The 19673-nt window shown below is 33.4% G+C and carries 18 protein-coding genes, 5 pseudogenes and 1 other annotated feature; of the genes and pseudogenes, 2 read left to right on the forward strand and 21 right to left on the reverse strand.

Annotated features, from left to right (window positions below; all coding sequences use genetic code 11):
- Positions 1-177, forward strand: a pseudogene (locus tag Q1A47_RS02135) (IS5/IS1182 family transposase); the annotation flags it as partial.
- Between the two features lie 111 nt (positions 178-288).
- On the opposite strand, the gene Q1A47_RS02140 reads toward Q1A47_RS02135, so the two are convergent.
- The 7 genes and pseudogenes from Q1A47_RS02140 to Q1A47_RS02170 all read right to left on the reverse strand — a co-directional run bounded on the left by Q1A47_RS02140 (position 289) and on the right by Q1A47_RS02170 (position 7683).
- A complete protein-coding gene (locus tag Q1A47_RS02140; protein ID WP_299630176.1) occupies positions 289-1524 on the reverse strand; it encodes an MFS transporter in 1236 nt (411 codons plus the stop codon).
- Positions 1525-1578: 54 nt separating this feature from the next.
- Positions 1579-2508, reverse strand: a complete 930-nt coding sequence (locus Q1A47_RS02145) for a lysophospholipid acyltransferase family protein (protein ID WP_166530056.1) — start codon at positions 2506-2508, stop codon at positions 1579-1581.
- 19 nt (positions 2509-2527) lie between these two features.
- Entirely contained in the window at positions 2528-3640 is a 1113-nt protein-coding gene (locus Q1A47_RS02150; RefSeq protein ID WP_162986368.1) for a ThiF family adenylyltransferase, read from the reverse strand.
- Between the two features lie 249 nt (positions 3641-3889).
- Positions 3890-4768 (reverse strand): annotated as a pseudogene (locus tag Q1A47_RS02155) (class I tRNA ligase family protein); the annotation flags it as partial.
- Positions 4752-5016 (reverse strand) — a binding site (T-box leader). It overlaps the preceding pseudogene by 17 nt.
- 276 nt (positions 5017-5292) lie before the next feature.
- Entirely contained in the window at positions 5293-5748 is a 456-nt protein-coding gene (locus tag Q1A47_RS02160) for an NUDIX hydrolase (RefSeq protein ID WP_121604664.1), read from the reverse strand.
- Between the two features lie 223 nt (positions 5749-5971).
- Positions 5972-6679 carry a metallophosphoesterase gene (locus tag Q1A47_RS02165; protein ID WP_034679700.1) on the reverse strand — a complete coding sequence of 236 codons (708 nt, stop codon included), beginning with the start codon at positions 6677-6679 and terminating at the stop codon, positions 5972-5974.
- A 123-nt stretch (positions 6680-6802) separates the two neighbouring features.
- A pseudogene (locus Q1A47_RS02170) lies at positions 6803-7683 on the reverse strand (AraC family transcriptional regulator).
- Between the two features lie 124 nt (positions 7684-7807).
- Here Q1A47_RS02170 and Q1A47_RS02175 point away from each other — a divergent pair.
- Complete coding sequence (locus Q1A47_RS02175) at positions 7808-8722, forward strand: DMT family transporter (protein WP_166530057.1); 915 nt, start codon at positions 7808-7810, stop codon at positions 8720-8722.
- Between the two features lie 152 nt (positions 8723-8874).
- Here the strand turns inward: Q1A47_RS02175 and Q1A47_RS02180 are convergent, their stop codons facing one another.
- The 14 genes and pseudogenes from Q1A47_RS02180 to Q1A47_RS02240 form a co-directional block, all read right to left on the reverse strand.
- A complete protein-coding gene (locus Q1A47_RS02180) occupies positions 8875-9270 on the reverse strand; it encodes a VOC family protein (protein WP_026682809.1) in 396 nt (131 codons plus the stop codon).
- Between the two features lie 201 nt (positions 9271-9471).
- A pseudogene (locus tag Q1A47_RS02185) lies at positions 9472-9552 on the reverse strand (MerR family DNA-binding transcriptional regulator); the annotation flags it as partial.
- Positions 9553-9685: 133 nt separating this feature from the next.
- Complete coding sequence (locus tag Q1A47_RS02190; RefSeq protein ID WP_034679703.1) at positions 9686-10303, reverse strand: lysozyme inhibitor LprI family protein; 618 nt, start codon at positions 10301-10303, stop codon at positions 9686-9688.
- 557 nt (positions 10304-10860) lie between these two features.
- Positions 10861-11112, reverse strand: coding sequence for a pentapeptide repeat-containing protein (locus tag Q1A47_RS02195; RefSeq protein WP_246484585.1), 252 nt, complete (start codon positions 11110-11112; stop codon positions 10861-10863).
- Positions 11113-11121: 9 nt separating this feature from the next.
- A pseudogene (locus Q1A47_RS20835) lies at positions 11122-11217 on the reverse strand (pentapeptide repeat-containing protein); the annotation flags it as partial.
- Positions 11199-11585: a pentapeptide repeat-containing protein gene (locus tag Q1A47_RS02200; protein ID WP_246484586.1), complete on the reverse strand. Its 387-nt coding sequence runs from the start codon at positions 11583-11585 to the stop codon at positions 11199-11201. The pseudogene Q1A47_RS20835 and the gene Q1A47_RS02200, both read right to left, overlap by 19 nt.
- Positions 11578-11931, reverse strand: coding sequence for a PadR family transcriptional regulator (locus tag Q1A47_RS02205; RefSeq protein WP_166530058.1), 354 nt, complete (start codon positions 11929-11931; stop codon positions 11578-11580). Before Q1A47_RS02205 ends, Q1A47_RS02200 begins: the two co-directional genes overlap by 8 nt.
- Before the next feature lie 953 nt (positions 11932-12884).
- The gene (locus Q1A47_RS02210; RefSeq protein ID WP_080668761.1) at positions 12885-13202 is read right to left on the reverse strand and encodes a cupin domain-containing protein; all 318 of its coding nucleotides are present in this window, start codon (positions 13200-13202) and stop codon (positions 12885-12887) included.
- A gap of 170 nt (positions 13203-13372) precedes the next feature.
- Entirely contained in the window at positions 13373-14350 is a 978-nt protein-coding gene (locus Q1A47_RS02215; RefSeq protein ID WP_026682814.1) for an iron-siderophore ABC transporter substrate-binding protein, read from the reverse strand.
- Between the two features lie 86 nt (positions 14351-14436).
- Positions 14437-15264 carry an AraC family transcriptional regulator gene (locus Q1A47_RS02220; protein ID WP_121604655.1) on the reverse strand — a complete coding sequence of 276 codons (828 nt, stop codon included), beginning with the start codon at positions 15262-15264 and terminating at the stop codon, positions 14437-14439.
- Between the two features lie 152 nt (positions 15265-15416).
- The gene (locus Q1A47_RS02225; RefSeq protein WP_246484587.1) at positions 15417-15857 is read right to left on the reverse strand and encodes a VanZ family protein; all 441 of its coding nucleotides are present in this window, start codon (positions 15855-15857) and stop codon (positions 15417-15419) included.
- A gap of 128 nt (positions 15858-15985) precedes the next feature.
- Positions 15986-16753, reverse strand: coding sequence for a VanZ family protein (locus Q1A47_RS02230; RefSeq protein WP_166530059.1), 768 nt, complete (start codon positions 16751-16753; stop codon positions 15986-15988).
- Positions 16714-17076 (reverse strand): PadR family transcriptional regulator, encoded by a 363-nt coding sequence (locus Q1A47_RS02235; RefSeq protein WP_121604652.1) that lies wholly within the window; start codon positions 17074-17076, stop codon positions 16714-16716. The genes Q1A47_RS02230 and Q1A47_RS02235 overlap by 40 nt, the downstream gene beginning before the upstream one ends.
- 827 nt (positions 17077-17903) lie before the next feature.
- On the reverse strand, positions 17904-19595 hold the full coding sequence (locus tag Q1A47_RS02240; RefSeq protein ID WP_166530060.1) for a methyl-accepting chemotaxis protein: 1692 nt from the start codon (positions 19593-19595) through the stop codon (positions 17904-17906).
- Positions 19596-19673 lie beyond the last annotated feature (78 nt).

Genomic DNA, 19673 nt, shown 5'->3' on the forward strand with positions numbered 1-19673 from the left:
GTCGAACGTGTTAATGCCTATTTGAAAGAATTCTTTGGACTGAATAATGTCCGTCACCGAACCGGGAAAAAATCAAGGCTTCACTTCCATTTAGTGACGCTTGTTTATAATGCCTCGAGATTAGCCGCGGATCGGATTAGACTAGAAATGAAACATAAGACGCTAAAAGCTGCATAAATAAAATTGATCTTTATTAAAAAAACTTGAAAATCATCAAGGAACAACTCTATGCATTTTTAAAAACAGCAATTATGAAATTGATTCAGATATTAAAATAATAATCATACTCTACCCATTCTCTTTTAATACGTTATTTAATCCATATCTTTCAGGCTGAATATTGCTTATCTTTGGTATTTTTCTTATTGTTGGATGAAATAAACAATATAAAGATATTATTAGTAGGCTTGTTCCACTAATAGTATAAACGAATTGACTGCTTTGAATTTCACCAATAATCCCTCCCAAAAAAGCTCCTAGGGGCATTAAAGACATACTTATACTTGTTATTAAAGAAACCACCCTTCCAATCATCAACTCTGGAACGTTACTTTGAATAAAAGTAAAAAGTAATATATTTGTAGCCCCCATAGGAACCCAAGCTATACCAAATAATATAATTACTAATACACTATCTTTTATGAAACCAGATATAATCCAAGAAGTGCCACCAATAAAAAACAAAAAAACTGTAAGTAATCCCATTGGGTATTTAGATAGCCAAGATGCAGCTAAAGCACCTATTAATAGTCCTGAAGACATAGAAGCTAAAATAAATCCATAAGTTTCTGGACCAGAAAATCTATCAGCAAATGAAGGTAAAATAGCAAATACCATCCCGATAATCAGATTTCCTAAGGATGATATTACAAAGAGCCATATTAATACAGATTTTATAACAAAAGCAAAGCCTTCTTTTAATAATAAAAAATAATGTTTTACTTCTACTTTAAAACTACTTTTAGCAGATTTCTGAATTGACCTCTCTGGAATTTTAATAGTTAACAGTAATAATGCGGTAATTAAAAATGCAATTGAATCTATTATGTAAATAGAAATAGCACCAAACATTCCAATAAGGACCCCCCCTACTGCTTTTAAGGTAAGATCCGTACCCTGATAAGTAAAAGTGAACAATGAATTAGCATGTACTAAGTTATCTTTCGATACCATATATGGTAAAACTACATTTTGTGTAGGGTAAAAAAATTGATTTGTAAATGAAACAACTGGCATGATAATTAGCACTAGAGTAACGCTCAAAAAATCTCCATAATAAGCAATAGGGATAATTGAAATTAATATAGATTGAAATAATTGAGTATAAACAAGGATTTTTTTTAAATTTAGTTTGTCAACCAAGGGCCCTATCAAAAAAGTTAAAGCTTGAGGAAATAATGTTAAAAAACCAACTAAGCCAGTATAAAAAGTAGAGTGAGTTAGTTCTTGTACTAACCACATAGAAGCTATGGCATATAAGCTGTCACCTGCATTGGAGAAAAGTCTACCAATTAATAATTTCACAAACTCTATGTTTTTCAAAACCTTTATCATATAGTCACTTCCCTTTTATTTGCCTCATACCTCTTGCTTAGTTTTAAGTATCTTATCTCGGAAAATATACCAACACCACCAATTTTCCGGACACTGTTTTACTTCTTTCTCAATCCATTTAAAAATAGATATTGATATTTCCTCAACATTTTTAACATCTGTTGGTTCAAAAAGTGGTTCTTCAATTCTTAATGTATATTGATATCTATTACTTTTTTCTAATATGATTGGAATAATAGGACTTTCAAGTAAAGTAGCAATCTTTGCTGGTCCAACGGGTACAAAAACATCATATCCTAAGAATTTAGTCTCAACATTTGGCATATCTCCTAGAGTGAAATCGGGAAACATAAGCAAAGGTTTACCTTCTTTTAAATTTCTTAGAGCTTGTTTAATTGCTGAGTTTTGTGGTAATCCAATTGGTGATAGTTTATTCATTACTTCACCTAAAAAGGATTCACCTATCCTATTCCATACATTCAAAGTTTGTTTATCCATAAAATAACTTAATCTATAACCTTTGGCTGCAAGTAACGGAACGATCGCTTGGTAAGCATTCATATGCAAAGATACTAATACAGGAGGGTTCCCTTTTTTTAAGCTATGATCTAAATTATGCAGGCCTTTAAACCTAACATGTTTTTCAAGGAAGTCTTGTTGTGTAGCATACATTGAAATAAGATTTATATCTAAATTTCGGTAGAACAAATAATCTGTCCAACGGTTAGAAAATTCTTCTATTTCACAATCTGTTGAGTCCCTTTTTAATACTCTCATTATTTCTACCATTTCTTTATTGTATTTTCTCCATCTTTCTGCCATTTTCGTATTTTTCTCGTAACTCATTCCTTTTTTAAGAAAGTCATACAAAAACTCAAAAGGATAGTCTCTCAAAATTTGATAGATCGTTGGATTACTTTCTACAATATCAAAATCCATAATACCATCTGCCATTTTAATTTCCTCCCATTTTTTATATATAGTACTCTGAACAAACCTCACATAGATCATCTTCACTTAAGTTATTCCAACGTATGGATAAATTATTTAAATCTATTTCTCCAGTTTTATTTATAATATTTGGATCCCCAATTCTTCCTAGAAGACGTATTGCATCCCAAACTTGAAAATTGGCTACTATAGAAGAAATGGACGCTGTTGCACCAGTATGTCTCTTTCTATCTGGAAATAAATTAGTTAATAATTTACCTTCTTTCCTCCTTTTTTTATAATTAATTTGGTAACAATCCCAACATTTAGTTCTTCCTGGAATAATTGTGGGACCAATTAATCCCAAATGGCCTATATAACCGCCCCCAACTATATGGGGTACTTTATACTTTAAACACACCTTTGATACCCATTGAGCTGTAGTATTAATATCTGGATTGTCTGCACAATTAATTACCAAATCACAACTTTCTACTATATGGGACAAATCTGTACCTTCATCTATCTCCATATGAGCAGGGAATATGTTTACGTTTGGATTAATACTTCTTAACTTCATCTCCATAACTTTTATTTTTTCTCTACCTATATCTTCAGTAGTGTAAAGTAATTGTCTTGTTATATTATGTCGCTCTACTCGATCATAGTCTACTAATTTAATATTTCCAATTCCGGCCATTACTAGTGAAGTAGCCATCCAACTACCTATGCCTCCAATTCCAATAATTGCTACAGTAGATTCCTTTATATTCTTTTGTAATTCCCAAGGAGAACTTAAATCACAGTAATCACTCCATAAGTCCACTTGCCTTGAATATCTTTCTAATTCTTCAGTAGTAAACTGTTCTCTTATTGGATCATTGGTATTTTCGATAATTCCTTCTTTTAATAACAGTTCTGTACACTCCTCTAATTCTTTATATGTAAATTGCTGAAAATTGAGATTAATCTTTAAAAAAATATCCAAAAGTGGCTTAGTCCCATCCATTAATAATATAGATTTCAAAATACATTCATTCTCGATTTCAAAAACTTTATGACAAGAAGTAGAATAAAAAACAAAGTGAATTCTTTTAGTATTTTTTTCTTTAAAAACACCTACACTAGATTTGATCATTGGATATATATTCTTCAACTCATTTGTCCTCCTTATAAAATGAGCACACCACATAAATTTGGTGTGCCCATTTTCTCTGCCAAAATAGTTAGCAAGAACCATTTTTCGCATCGCCTTCTAGTACAAATTCAGCTATTTTTTTCATATGTAACCCTCCTTTCTCCTACTACTTATATCATAAATCATTATTCAGAATATTTGTATTGATAAAATTAATCGAATAAATCGAATTAAAGTTAAATACAACATAAAATTTTATAAACTTTTTTTACTGGCTGCATAATATCCGGAAACAGCTTCGATCCATACATAAATCTTCTTCTCCTCATATCCCTTTACTGGAACTGGAACACCTATTGGTAAATCTCTTGAAACTCCTCGATCGGGCAATCCTTCCATTAAATATCTTTCCGATAATTGAATCGCATTTTCTCTCCATAAGTTCTTCACTTTCGCATTAGTTACGTACTGCTGTAGTTCTTTTTGGAATGCACTTAACTTAAAATAGAAATGTTCTGTCTGTTTCGTAGTTGGAGAATCACCACAAATCTTACATTTCTTATTTATAAGGTCTAGTGGTTCTAATATTTTTGAGCAGTGGTCACATTGGTCACCACGAGCATCCTGTCCACATTATGGACAAGTTCCTTCGACAAACCGGTCGGGTAAAAATTGTTCACACCTATTGCAATACGCCTGTTCAATTTCCTTTTTATAGATTTTTCCATTATCAAATAGCTGCAAAAATATATTTTGCACAATTCTATGATGATGGGCACTATCTGTCCTTGTATAGCAATCATAAGTAAAACCCAACTTTTCAAAACACGCACAAAACTCTTTATGATACCTATCAGCAATCTCCTTAGGTGTTACATCTTCTTGCTTTGCTCTAATCGTAATTGGAGTTCCATTGCAATCACTTCCTGATACATAAAGAACATTTTCTCCTTTCATTCTATAATACCGGGCTAAAACGTCACCTGATAATAAACTAGATATGTGGCCTAAATGTAGTGAACCATTGGCATAAGGCCATGCTCCTCCGATAAATACATTCATCTTATTTCCTCCCTTACTATTTTCATCTCTTGAAAATAAAAAACCTCGTCCAAAGACAAAACAACTGTCTAAGGACGAGATTATTCTCGTGTTACCACCTTAATTTGCTAACCACTCACATGATTAGCCTCAATAAGTACGGAACGATAAAGTTCTTATACCCTGACATTTATAACGAGTGCCAAATCTCGTCATAGCCTTACGCTCAATAGAACGTTCAACTATGCAGCTCAGAGACCATATTCAATCAAATAATTCCATGCTTCTTTTCAGCCAACGAAGCTCTCTGTAACGGAATAAAAATGATTTACTCTTCTCATCATTGCTTTTATATTTAACTTATTATTACATTTCATATTCATAAACACAATAGGAAATTATATTTCTACTTTGATCAACGGTACAATTTAACCTCTCCTCAATATTCCACCCAACAGCATTTCACGGCCACTGTATATATGCAAATCTCATATTTAGCATGTAAACTTCAATTACTCTTTTAATAAAATATATTTTATACATCCTTCAGCATCTTACAATAAAAACAATTTATTTTAATAGTAAAATTAATACGTTCATCCACATGCTTATTTAAGAATTGCAGAAACTTAACCAAACACCTTAAAAAACACTTTAAATAGTGAAATTTTAAATCGAGAAACGGTTATTGAATCTTTTATTACTGTATTTTTATGTCTAAGAAAATTTTTAATTTGCTTTCTTCTATTGGGAATCATAAACATAGGTAATTTTTTTGGATGAAACCAATCCACTTTATCTGTTTCAGGACCATTTTTAATTAGCGTACCACCTAGCAATTCCCCTAAAAATATGTGTTGTAAATCATCAAATTGAGGTTGATAATATTCTCCTATTTTTCGTTTAATCGAAATGATATACCCCGTTTCCTCTTTAGCTTCTCGTATAGCACAATTCTCTAAGTGTTCATCTTTTTCTAACATTCCCCCAGGTAAATCCCAGACAGGATAATCCTTTCTCTTCACTAACAATATGTAACCCTTTTTATTAAAAACGATGGTAAAACAGCCTGAAGTTTTTGCCATATCAATTATTGCTCCTTTTTGAAATAAAAATATACATTTTACCATAAATTCAAAATATTTTAACTGGATTATCTTTAGGTTAATAATTTTTTAATCATCTCTTCTAAACTCCCCATTTTCTATAGTGGTGTTAAGAATTTTTTCTCTTCTGCCTCTGTAATTTTAATAAGGAGAAGTTACATCTTGAGTATTTTAGATGAATTAAAAGTAATAACTTATTGAATTATGGACCAATATTTGGAGGGTTTCGTATATGTTCAGCAAAATCTTCTTTATATGGACAGGTACCTTGGAGTATTTCCTTCACAGCTTTTTCTATGTCATACTGCGTTTCCTTATGTTCTATTTCATCATCATGAATAAATAGCCAACAAGCCCCCTTAGCTTTACTCTGTAGACCAACACTACCAGCATTGACTATTCGCCTACCAGCTACTAATCTGTCAAACTGAATATGCGTATGGCCGCATACTATAATATTCGCTTCAGTATCCTTTACCATCTCATTAATTTCTCGTTCATCGGTATCAGCTCTTATTGCTTCTTCGTCATTCCTTGGAGAACCGTGTACAAACAATACATCGCCTAACCCGTTAATAGCCATCCGTTGTCTCTCAGGCAATTCTTTCAAAAAACTCAAGTGCTCCCTTGTTAATTGATCTGCACACCAGTAATTTATTTCTGCTACAAAATCCTGACAGCCATCTTCTATGCTATATCGATGCGCTACCTCTCTATCTGCATTACCCATTATAAATAAAAATGTATCCTTATATCTCATTAAAGTTTCCATGACTTCTCTAGGCTGCGGTCCCCAGACTAAGTCCCCACCAACTATAACTTTTTCAGCCTTTTCATTTGCCACTTCAGTTAAGACAGCTTCTAATGCAACGTTATTACCGTGAATATCATAAATTGCTGCTATTTTCATAACAAATACCTCCACGTATTAACATTTTCAGATACTAGATTAAGATGATAATCAATCATTTTTGCTAAAAGGTATATAGTGCCGTTCACACAAGATATCAATGTTCTTCAACACTCGCGGTCATTAATAGCTATTTTTATATTTTTTATATGCTAATGGTGTCATGTTCATCGATCTGCGAAACTGAGCAATGAAATAGCTTGTACTATTAAAGCCTACTTCATAGGCAACATCCGTGACATTGGATTCTATTTGTTGTAGTAAAATTAAGCTTTTTTGAATTCGATAATCGGTTACATAATTCAATGGTGTTTTCTTTAAAATTCGTTTGAAATATCTACAACATTCGGATCGACTCAATTGACCAGCACGTGCAATATCGTCTAAAAGAATTTTTTTCGCATAATGTGTGTGTATCCAATTTAACATTTGCTTCATTCGATGACTCTTTAGCTTTTCTACCTGTTCGTACTCTAAATCAAAACCATTTATGATTAAATTTTTCCAAATTATCGTTAGCGCATGCTAATATCGATTTCATAACATGAGGGATTTTGTTGTATCAGTTGATTGATGTTTACAATAGCAGCTAAAATATTTTTCTCCCAAACTTCCTCTGTATCCAAGTGAAGGTAAGGCAAATTAGTGGCTTGCGTATACGGACTTACATGGGTTGTATAAAGCTCTTGAGATAAAATAAAATGTGGAGATACATTTAAACAAATATAAATACAGCCCGAATCATTTTCATCTGTTGCCATGTGCAAACACCCACTATTTATAAACAGTCCCTCGCCCTCTCGAACAGTTATTTTTTCTTCATTAACTTGGAAGATTGCTTCTCCTTTTATAATGAGAACAAATTGAATTTCATCATGCCAGTGCAGTGGTATAAAGCCATGTATGTTTTTAGTAATCATCGTTTCGTAACATGCAAGCGGTAATACAACCGTGCGATGTTCCGTTAATTCTTTTAAATTTTGGTCAACGATAAAATTTTTTATTTGCATAGCAAAACCTCAATATAATTATACTTTTTGATTCGATTTACGTATTATTCCAAGAATTCTCCTCTTATTATTATCCATATGATAACACTATTTTTATCATAAAGGTGGAGAATTCATCATGAATAGAGGGAAAGGAATGTTTCTTGTAATAACGGGAGCAGCATTTTGGGGGATTGGTGGCACAGTTGCAAAAAAGCTATTTCAAGAATTCTCTATTGATGTAGATTGGCTTGTTGCGACCAGGTTACTACTGGCTGGTTTATTACTATTAGCAGTTCAATTTTTTGAAAAAGACCGTTCCCAAATAATTGCTGTTTGGAAAAAGAGAAGGATCGCTATTCATTTACTTATTTTCGGGTTACTTGGTATGCTTGCTGTTCAGTACACATATATGGCTTCGATTGAACATGGCAATGCTGCGGTAGCAACACTATTACAATATTTAGCACCAGTAATGATTATTCTTTATCTCATTTTAAGCAGACAATCTGTTCTAACAAAAAAAGATGTGTTAACTATTTTGCTAGCTTTCGTTGGATGCTTCTTCTTATTAACCAATGGCTCATTCTCACAACTATCTGTACCGTTACTAGCAATCGTTTGGGGTGTTTTATCTGGGATAGCTTTAGCATTTTATACGTTGTATGCCATTCCTTTGCTAAAGCAATACGATTCGCTTGTCATTGTTGGCTGGGCTATGATTATCGGAGGTACTGCATTAAGCTTTATCCACCCACCTTGGGAACTTAACAATAGCAGCTTAACGCTAGAAGCATATTTATATATAGTCTTCGTTATCATTTTCGGAACGATGATTGCATTTTGGTTTTATATAGAAAGTTTACAGAGCCTGTCACCTAAAGAAACGAGTCTTATAGGTAGTATTGAACCCCTAGCAGCTGTTTTAACAACTGTTTTCTGGTTAAAACAACCCTTTGGCATTTACCAATGGGTTGGTACAGCTTGTATCATTATCATGATTTTAATAGTAGCTTTACATAAAGATTCTTCAGCAAAAAATCACGCCGTCTAATTAGAAAAAGCCCCCCAGGATTAACTAGTTTCGTTTTTCGCTGAGAGGGCTTTGCGTCTCTAATCTGAACTAAGTAAACAAGGATATATTCGTTGTCTTTTAGTAACAATTAAGGGGAGCTCAAATTTTCACTAAAGGTAAAGGTCTATTTGTTATTCTTTTCTAGGTTCGAATAAATCAAGATTATTCCCATATAAATCTTTAAATACTACCCCTTTACCTCCTGGTACCCCTTGTATCTCTCCTTGAAAAACTACTCCTCGCTCCTGCAAATCACTAACATCTCTTTCAATATGATCGGATTCAAACATTAGCATGACCGTATCGCCGCCTTGTTTGCCTATCAATTGTTCTTGTTTAGGAGTTTTAGCTTCAGCTAGTTCAATCATGGTTTCGTTACCATTCTCAGGGGAAACAGCAAGATAACGCCACCCTGGTTCGAACTCCTCTTCTTCCCGTACTACAAATCCTAACTTGTTCACGTAAAAATCTTTCGCTTCTTTTAAATCATGGACGAACAATGTCAGTTGAATCGCCTTTTTTATCATAATTATCCTCCTTCTAGCAAATTACTACTAGGTTAGCATAACAACAACCGGCAAACTTCTTTTCAATTGCTCCATATAACTTTTTTTGAGGACATTTACTGACAGTCGATCAATATGTAGACGCTTTAAAAACAAGATTATTTTAATTGCTTCAATTTTGTCATAATCATAATAACGATAATTCGTTTCAACATCTATTTACGAAGGCTTTAATAAGTCAATTTCATCATAATACCGTAATATTTTAACAGACACATTACATATTTTTGAGAACCTTTCTATGGTATATCATTTTATTCTTTCAATCATTTTAATGTTCTGTATAAATAGTATTAACTATTTATTTTATAATAAACAATATTTTTTAAATTATCATAATTTTCAACGTATTCCCCTTCACGGTAATAATGAAGGGTTATTTCATATAGTCTTCAACTAATTCAAAACACTTTTCTTCGGTAAGATTGTTCTGGACCGTTACATATTCTAACTGTTCCATCGTGCCACCTTTATATTTTAGCGATGCCTCTTTTGCAGTATGATCTCGGTACGCTATCCATTCACGCTGTTCCTTCCTTAGTTGATCCATCTCTTCTTTAGGTAGTTGCTCCTTTAGGGCTCCATAAATTTCATTTAACAATTCATCCCAAATATCGTATGCATCTCCTTCAACTTTTTTCAACGCATATGTTGTATCGTCTATCGGATTTTTTCGCATCTCCTCCACTTCATTCTTCGTATCATTTAATTTCTTAAGGTACTGATCCTTCAAACTAGCTGTATCTTTTGCTGGTACATTGTTTGTTGTATCTCCCTTTTCATCGGTACCATTACTTCCAGTATCTGTGTTCGTATTGTTGGTATTTGTGTCATTATCTGTCGAAGCTGCACTTGCAGAATCGTCATTTGTATTTTGACTAGAGTTTTTATTTGGTGACTGATTGTCCAATGTAGACTCGTCAGATGAGGTTCCACAAGCAGTCAATATTACTAAAACTACTGTTAACATGCCTAATAAGAATTTGCGTTTCATTGAAATACTACCTTTCTTCTCATTATTCTTCCTCGTGACTATATTTAATTTATCAAAAAAGATGCTCTTCTTAAATTAATCTACCTAGAACTTTCCCGAAAGCCATTCATTTTTGTTTTTGTAACCTATTGAATTTGGTTTACTTTGTTCAACTCTACTAATTCAATGGCTTCCATTATTTAACCCCCGTCACATATTAAATCCTATTACTGAAGTATCTGGTTATCACTATTTAACAATCTTCGTTATGTTTTTTTATTTTATCATATTTTAAAATTACTTATGATCTAGATCTATCCTTACACTTCTCATTTCAAATAAATTCAACTTGGATTGATATTGATTTTAGGATTGAATCTAAATAAGTACTATTGCTCACTCTCTCCTTTTTCCTCCCTCTTTCTTCTTTAGACTATACCAACTTTTTAACAGAAAAAACTAGATGAAAGACCAACGATAAGTTTATAACAATAAGGTAACCACTTTATGATCCCCAACCATTAGAAAAGGAACGAGGTCTAATGAACTCCGTTCCAACTAATAATGCTTTATTTAGTTTAAATTACTGTAACATTGGTCAAATCTGCTTTATTCTTCTTCAGTACTGCATATGTTACCTTATCCATTGTTGCACCATCAAAATTCGCTTTGTTACAAGCGTATGCATACTTGAACGAAGCATTTTTAAATACAGCATGTTTAAAATTCGTACCCTTTAATCCCGAACTATAAAAATTTGTACCATTGAAAATTTGATTTTCGAATGGAACACCCGATAAATCAGAATAGCTTAAATCTGTATTATTCAACTTGGCATGTTTAAAACTTGTCTTGGATAAATCCGACTTTGATAATTTAGCTCCTGTAAGATTTGCACCATCGAATATTACATTCCTTAAATCACAATGATAAATGAGCTATAAGATAAATTGGCTTCAGTAAAATCGGCATCTCTTAGATCGCTTTTGCTAAACTCTGCTTTTTTTAAACTTACCCCTTTAAAATCAGCTTCACGAAGATCCATTTTAGTGAAATCCATTTCCTTTTCCTGCTGCTGGAGCATAGTTTGCTTTTCTGCATTAGAATCCAACATTTCGGATATATCCCCAATAGATTTTATCGTCATGCTAAAAGCAGTTTCATCATCATGTCCCTGTTCTCTTAAATCATTTAATTTCTCTTGCAAATTATTCATTATTTCTTCTTTTAATTCCTTAACTGAGTTTGTCTCCACATAAGGTGAAAACTCATTATCCAGATATTTACTTAACTTTTCATTCATTTCCATATCCACCCTTCTCTAATAATTGATTTAATATTCGTTTAGTGTTCTCCCAGTTCCTTATATTTTCGATATACGTGTCTTTCCCTTTTTCTGTAATTTTATAATATTTCCTTCTTCCACCAGAGGTCTCATCTCCCCAGTAGGACACGATATGGCCATCTTTTTCAAGCCTTTTCAGACTTGAATACATGGTAGCCTCTTTTAATTCATATTCCCCAGCTGAGTTCTCTACTATTAATTTGGTTATTTTATACCCATATTTATCTCCAGTCATCAACAGGTTCAAAATTATTGTATCGGTATGTCCTCTTAGTAGATCCGAGGAAACTTTCTTATTTACCATATTCACACCTCCTATACCATACCTACAATACTTCTAACTTCAGTGTATTGGCAGTTGTATCGTTGATCATCGCCCCACTTCCTTATAATTATAATATACATCATATTACTATGATCGTCAATGTACTTTTACGATAATTATACTTTTACGATTAAAATGATGTCTCGATATAGGAAACTATAAAAGATCCTTCCCAGACTAAATCGTCCTACATCTCTCCTTAATCAGAGATTCCCCCTATTGTTAACCTAAAGTCAGTGTACTAAGTTTTCACTTAGAAAACGAAAGAAGAAAGATTATTATGTTAAATGTAGAAGCATTAGGATGATGTTACAGTTGGGAATTACACTGCGTATAAATTGAAAAAATCGTGCAGATTGATATAGTGAGGACTGCAATTGGAATGGGTGGATACTGTCCAAAACACTATTGATAAGGATTGAGGGGGGTATTAGGGAATAACAAAAGTAAGCACCCGATTAGAAACAGAGCGAGTCAACGGAGACAACGAAATTACGGTATGCTTGTGAGCCGATGATGACTTTCCGTAGGGGGTCGTGAAGTCGCCTCGTTTCTGGGTGCTGGAGCTGGACGCGGCCCAATACGCCCATAATTATATAGGCCAAATTTCATCATTTCCTAGTCTATGAAAAGAAACTGGATCACTTGGATCCAGCCCCAGATTAGAATGGATATTATATTGCATCATAATTGAGTTGAGTACCTATTATTTCGTCACCGCTGCTTTTTTACATAATAGTAGAAAGAAGCGTTTAGGAGATTGGAATAAGCGTACTCTGGGTAATCAAGCTCTTATTGGAGTAATTTAAGTATGCCATCATTTAGCGAAACAAAGGGTTTTTTATTAAAAAGCGTCAAGTGCTCACGCAATTCTGAATTACGTAAGTACTCGACGCTTATTTTAACTGCCAACAGACATTAGATGCTTATTATCAGTCTATTTTCCTTTTAGGCTCCACCAGCATGATGTGTGATTCCTTTTCGGCGAAAGGCTTATGCTCGACGCCTCCTGGGACAATACACATCTCGCCTTTAGAAATTTTTACTTGCCCATCACGAAAATCGATGAACATCTCCCCTTCAAGCACGATAAATAGCTTATCTGTATCAGGATGCTCGTGCCATATAAAATCTCCATCAATTTTAACAAGCTCAATTTGATCGTCATTCATTTCACCAATAACTTGTGGGGACCAATAATCGTTAATTTTAGATAACTCGTCCTTTAGTTTTATAGGTTGGTAATGGATAATAATCCCTCCTTATTTTGACTTCCACTATACCGTTACAGTAATGAGTAAAAAAATAGTATGCATTAGTAAAGCTCTTTACGTTTAAAAAGAAGATGCTCAGGCCAAACCTTGTCGTTCGGTTGTTACAACTGAGTGATTTCAATAACTTTTATCTCCACCTTTTAGAACTAACGTAAAGAATTTATTATATTTTGTAACGCATATTCGATAGCCAATGGACCACCAGTAATAGCGGAAGTATCCATTAAATAGACATTGCTTTTCTTCACAGCATTCAGGTTGTTCCATACATTACTTTGTTCTAATTCGTTCATCAATTTATCCTCTTTTGTAATGTCGCCTATAAGGAAAATATGATCTGCTTGAATCGTTGAAATTCCTTCAAACGTAATAAACTCATTATTAGTACCTTTAAATGTCTTATCTGGTGTAAGCCCCAGCCCCCTACTTTTATCAAACGCTAGTGTATAGACAGGGTTTTCTTCACCTAGAACATTAAACGTTTTTCCATCCCAAGATACTATAAATGCTACTGACTCTCCTTCAATTGCCTTTAATGCTTCACGACCCGTTTCAATCGCTTTCATCATATGATCGATTACTTTTTCCGCTTCGTCTTCCTTTCCAATAATCTCGGCTACTGTACGAAGACCGTATTGCCAATCTTCATAGATGTCATTGGAGTTTAGTGTAATGACAGGCGCAATTTTTTCTAAAGAGTCATGTATCTCTTTATGATGTTCTGTGGCTATAATATAATCAGGCTCAGTAGATAGAATCTTTTCAATATTAGGGGACAGTTTATCTCCTAATTCTTCAGTTGAATCCAGCTTTCCTTTTAAATAAGATAGAGAAGATAGATATTCTTTTTCTGTAGAAGCAGTAGGTGGTTCACCTAGTGCAACTAATATTTCAGGATAAAAATACCATAGCGTGGCCAATTTTTCAGGTTTCTTCTCCATCATAATTTCTTTACCAGATGCATCCTTAAACGTTCTCGGCCATTCCGTTTCATCTATATTAACTTCTGTTTCAGATTCAACTTCTGAGACTGATCCATTATTATTTTCAGTAGGCGTTTTATTACAACCAGCTAGTATGCCTACTAATATTATTAAGAACAGAAGTCCTTTCATTTTTTGCATATTAATTTCCCCCTATACCATGTTGCCTGTGGCTTTCCATTAGTATAGTACATTCATTTTCAGTTAAGAATGGATGCTTGTTGAAATTAGCATGGATTATTGATGAACTTCTCGCGATATTTAGTAGGAGAAATGCCAACTTGCTTCTTGAACACTCTACTAAAATAGAAGGGGTCAGTGATTCCAACAGCTTGTGCAATTTGTTGTATAGACACATTTCTTGTAAATAACATTTTTTGTGCCATCTTTATTCGATAGTTTAATAGATATTCTGCCGGTCCCATCCCTGCATGTCTTCTAAATACGTAAGAAAGTCGATTTCGATTAACGTTATATTGTTCTTCAAGCGATGCTATTGTAAGGCTTTGATAATAGTTTTCATGAATATAATTAGATACCCGTTCGAATAAAGTATGTGATTCACAGCTATTTTGCCTATTAATAACAGATAATAAGGCTTCATTCAGTGCTTCGCGAAACAGCATTTCGGTCTGAAACATTGAAATGCCTCCACGCTGATTATATACTTGCCACAGGCGCATAAGTAATTCGACAAGTCGAGGGGATTGCCCTGTTGATAATTCAAAATGCTGTTGAGAAAAGCTAGTGTCTTCTAGTTTTGAGTTACCTATCCGATATAGAACTAGAATATATTCCCAGTTTGTGTCACCAAACATTTTTTGAGCCAGTTCCATTTTTGCACCCCCATGGATAATTTTCCCTGGGGAAAGGATATAAGGTGTACCATTAAATTGAAATTGTGTCCTCCCTGCAAGTGGAAAGACAAATCCAGGAAAAGAGTCTGTATAATCAGCGTCAGGTACACCTGGGTTTTTAGCATAACGATATATTCCTTCTACTTGAAAAGGATTGTCTGCGAGATACTCTGCTAATTGATGAACGTCCATTTTCAAAATGCTTGCCTCATTTCACTAATAATTTGCCTGTAAGCTGTGAAATCAACCGATGTACATGCTGTACCACTCTACACCTAAGTATTACATACACTTCAACAAGCACGGTTGGGTTTCCCATAAGCCGTGCAACTTACCATAAATTTCTTCATTTAATCCATTACACTCTTTTGTTGTCCCTGCCTGCGGTTAGTGTATATGCTAATGGGTAGATACCCTAATATTCCTCCGAGTGTATTCAAAATAATATCATCAACATCAAAACTACCAAAGCCGAAAATAAGTTGAATTAGTTCGAATGTTAAACTTAAAGAAAGAGCTGCAATTGTAATCTTTTTAAACCTATGGAACTTGCTTGATAACAGTGGAAGAATAAATCCGAATGCCATAAACCCAATAATATTTCCAGTTAGATTTTCAACCCGTATGTTGATGTTTATATCATTCGCCAAGAACAAATAATACGTAATCGTCTTAAACGGAATAAAATTGTGGTTATTCCAGTAATAGCCATCAAAATTAAATGTAAAATGGCTCATAATGTCTGGAATGGCAAGGTGTTTGAATAGAATTAGTTTTGAAAGAATGAACAAATAACAGCATCATACAACTGTTAATCCTACTTTCAATAAAATTTTCATAATCACTATTCCCCTAATTCTCGATATTTCTACAAACCTTTTAAAAAATCTATTGCACTTTGTATGGAATGTTAAGCGAATCAATTTGTTGTTCTTCGAACGAAACTTCCCTTTGGAAAAGTGATGACACTTTTGGCTATCTTTAAAATCAGAAAACCAATGATACTGCCAATTGTATTCAAAATGACATCATCAATATCGAATTGCCCAATTTTTAAAGCCAGCTGCAAAGTTTCAATTGAAAAACTAATAACGGTTGAAGCAACAATTACCCTAGTAAATCTACTGTATTTTTTAATTAATAAAGGAAGAAAAATTCCCAGTGGCAGAAAAATTAAAATGTTCCCTAATGTGTTATTGATGATGATGTCCATATTAAAACGGTCAGCTCCAGATATGTATTCGATGGTATTTTTAAACGGAATGAAATTCGAATTGACCTTTATAAATTCAACATAGCCTTCTGAATTCATTGGAGTAAAAACATATCTGTTAAATGTATCTCCAGTTACGTAGTAATCGTTGATTCGGAAAATGATACGTTGAAAGAGTAACTTAAATAGAATAATAAATGAGTAAAGACCAAATAAAATCCATGTTCCTATCTTAGTTACTTTATAGAATGGAAACAGTGACTCCTGTAAACCTTTCGTTAATTGTTTCTGTTCTCCAAAACTCTCTAACGCCTTTTTTGTTGATTCTTCCTTAGTAAAACCTTGATCTATATATTCATTTTTTAATAAATGTAAATGATCTCTCATTTCATCAATTATTTCTCTCTTTTCTTCCTCGTCACAATGTAATTGATTCACAACTTTATCAATATAATTTTCGATTTTTTTATCCATGCGATACCCTCCGAACATACTTTAATTAAATTACTTATTTGATTCCATTCCTTTAATTTCTTATCTAACTCTTTCTTCCCATCTTGTGTGATCCTATAGTACTTCCTTCTCCCGCCATTCTCTGAACTGCCCCAATAAGATTGTAGCCATTCTTTGTTTTCTAATCGCTTCAAAGCGGGATATAACGTCCCTTCACTCATGTTGTATAGTTCATTACTATTTTCTTTTAATGTTTTTACTATTTCATAACCATACATGTCCCTTTTATTTAATAGAGATAAAAATAAAATATCAATACTACCCTTCATTATCTCTTTGTCCATAAACGACACCTCACTTTCAAACGAATTATATTTACATCGTAACACAATAGTACATCGCATTACAAGGTTAAAAAAAGAATCGACCTATCAAATTCACACTTTACAGACGAATTAGTCCCAAAATAGAGAAACAACAGCCAGTGAAGACAATTCTATTTCTATTTTTGAAAAGAGGGATAAAAAATATAATTATAAAAAAGGAGCTCCAGAAAAGAGTAAAGTCAGCAATGAACAAGGGGTATGAAAAAGACCCGAAAATCGGAAAAGATTATTTTCACGAAAAACGGGGTCATTGTCATTATTAAAATCATTTGTCATAGAGCCCATTACGGACACGATCTATCTTCAAGGCACTTCTCCAATAAGCCGCTCACAATTCAACTCTAACATTGAATTAAACTTTTCAAATTTAACAAATGCCATTAACTATCTATCATTAACTTTAATAGCTTCTCTCTATAATTCAACATTCTTTTCTGCCTTATTCATTTCAAATGCTATAGAACCTAGTTTAGCCCGTAAATCCTTTTATAATTTCCTCATTCTTTCAGTGAATTCAGGTGAATGAGTATGTTAATGAATAATATTGCTTGACCGAAAAGAAGAAATCTAATTTATATAGTTTTCTATTGAATGCATGTCCAATTTAATAGAAAAGCTTATTCTCTTATCATATTATGGGGGGAAAATATTATTTCTAAGTAACATTTCACAACTATAAATTGAATTCCAATATGAAATATCGGTTGTTAAACATGTTAACATTTTTACCTTTATTCAAAACATTAATGATCACTCTGCTACTTATACAAAATTGATTTGTAACATTACAACTTAAATCGCCCTACCAATTCATTTAATTCCTCAGCCAATTTAGCAAGATGCTCAGAACTTCCTGCCACTTCTTCCATGGACCCACTTGATTGCTGTGCTGATGCTGATGTTTGTTCTACACCCGCTGCAGCTTCTTCAGAAACTGAGGCTATTTCCTCTATAGACCCATTCATTTCTTGGCTATTAGCCGCAATTTCAGATAAGTGTTCAGATACAGCCTGAATACTTTGAACCATATCTGTAACTGCAGAACTTATATTATTAAACGTTTTACCTGTGGTTTCTATTTGAGATGTTCCTTGTTCTACCTCTGAATATCCATCTCTTAATGAGTCAGCTACAACACTGGATTCAGTTTGTATGGTGGTTACAATTGTCGTAATATCATTTACGGATAGAGCAACCTGCTCCGCCAGCTTTCTTACTTCATCTGCCACAACTGCAAAGCCCTTACCATGCTCACCCGCTCTTGCAGCTTCAATGGCAGCATTTAAAGCCAAAAGATTTGTTTGCTCTGCAACATCTTTAATCACCGAAACAAGTTTTGAGATTTCTTGCGATTGGTTATCCAAATTTTGCATCTTTTCTACTGCATCTTTTACAATCCGATCAATTTTAATCATTTGCTCAGTTGAAGCATTCATTAGTTGACTTCCTTTTGTTGTCAGCTCTAATACTTTTCCTGAATTCTCGTGAATACGTTCTCCACTTTCATTTGCTTCTTCAACTCTGTTAGTGAACGTTCCCATAATGGATGCTAACTCACTGGCACTATTCGCCTGTGTTTCTGCCCCAGTTGCAAGCTCTTCCATTGTTATTGCAACTTGGTCTGCTCCTGCTTTAACCTCACTGGCTGCCTGCGTTAGCTCTTCGCTTTGACTTGAAACAGATTCGGATACTTCAGAAATTCTATTTAATAGATTCCGATTATTATCACTCATTATATTCGTTGCTTTAACAAGTTGCGCAACCTCATCTTTGTTGTTGGTTTTCAACGGTTCTTGACTTAAATCGCCTTTTGCCAAATCATTCATTCGTTTCATAATTATTAAGATTGGATTAGTAAGAGACTTTGCAGTTATTAAAGCTATAATAATACCAATTATTAAAACTAAACCTGATATGATTAAAATAAAGAACACTGTTGAATCACCATACAATATAATTTGTTTTCCTTGTTTATTGACATCATTTTGACTTCTTGAAGATAATTTTTCATTACTATCCATTATTTCATTGGAAAGTGACTTAGCTTCCAATAATATCTCAACAGCCTTATCACGATTACCCGATTCATATTCGGTGATTGAATTAGTTACCATATCTGTCCATTTAGCTTTTTTGTCTATAATGGATTTAATATTTTCTGAATCACTTAAAGTCAACATTTCTTTCTCTATTTCTTTACCTTTTTCCAAATTAGCCTCTAATTGTTTCTTTATCTCCTTATCATTATATAGGAAATAGCCACGAACCATTGATGCACTCTGTGACATATTATAAGAAAAATTTTCATTAATAATTAGGTACGGAACGTCCTTTTCAACAATTTGCTTTGTATTATTATTTAACTTTTCAATAGCAATATAGCTTACCGTTCCTACTATAAATGCTAATGCTATAAGTAACCCAAAACCGAATAACAATTTTGTTTTAATTCTTTTAAATTTGAGTAGTTTTTTCATGCTAGTATCCCCTGTCAGTTTATATAATGGTATAAGATTAATTGCAACCAAACCGAATGACATCATTTGTAATCAAGT

It is taken from the genome of uncultured Virgibacillus sp. (genome assembly GCF_947495635.1).
Taxonomy (GTDB): domain Bacteria; phylum Bacillota; class Bacilli; order Bacillales; family Amphibacillaceae; genus Virgibacillus; species Virgibacillus salarius.

Coding starts and splice junctions, on each gene's coding strand:
- Q1A47_RS02145 (WP_166530056.1), bottom strand. CDS start 2,508: ATGGCAGATGGTATTATGGATTTTGATATTGTAGAAAGTAATCCAACG.
- Q1A47_RS02160 (WP_121604664.1), bottom strand. CDS start 5,748: ATGGCAAAAACTTCAGGCTGTTTTACCATCGTTTTTAATAAAAAGGGT.
- Q1A47_RS02165 (WP_034679700.1), bottom strand. CDS start 6,679: ATGAAAATAGCAGCAATTTATGATATTCACGGTAATAACGTTGCATTA.
- Q1A47_RS02175 (WP_166530057.1), top strand. CDS start 7,808: ATGAATAGAGGGAAAGGAATGTTTCTTGTAATAACGGGAGCAGCATTT.
- Q1A47_RS02180 (WP_026682809.1), bottom strand. CDS start 9,270: ATGATAAAAAAGGCGATTCAACTGACATTGTTCGTCCATGATTTAAAA.
- Q1A47_RS02190 (WP_034679703.1), bottom strand. CDS start 10,303: ATGAAACGCAAATTCTTATTAGGCATGTTAACAGTAGTTTTAGTAATA.
- Q1A47_RS02200 (WP_246484586.1), bottom strand. CDS start 11,585: ATGAATGAAAAGTTAAGTAAATATCTGGATAATGAGTTTTCACCTTAT.
- Q1A47_RS02205 (WP_166530058.1), bottom strand. CDS start 11,931: ATGGTAAATAAGAAAGTTTCCTCGGATCTACTAAGAGGACATACCGAT.
- Q1A47_RS02215 (WP_026682814.1), bottom strand. CDS start 14,350: ATGCAAAAAATGAAAGGACTTCTGTTCTTAATAATATTAGTAGGCATA.
- Q1A47_RS02230 (WP_166530059.1), bottom strand. CDS start 16,753: ATGGATAAAAAAATCGAAAATTATATTGATAAAGTTGTGAATCAATTA.
- Q1A47_RS02235 (WP_121604652.1), bottom strand. CDS start 17,076: ATGGACAAAGAGATAATGAAGGGTAGTATTGATATTTTATTTTTATCT.
- Q1A47_RS02240 (WP_166530060.1), bottom strand. CDS start 19,595: ATGAAAAAACTACTCAAATTTAAAAGAATTAAAACAAAATTGTTATTC.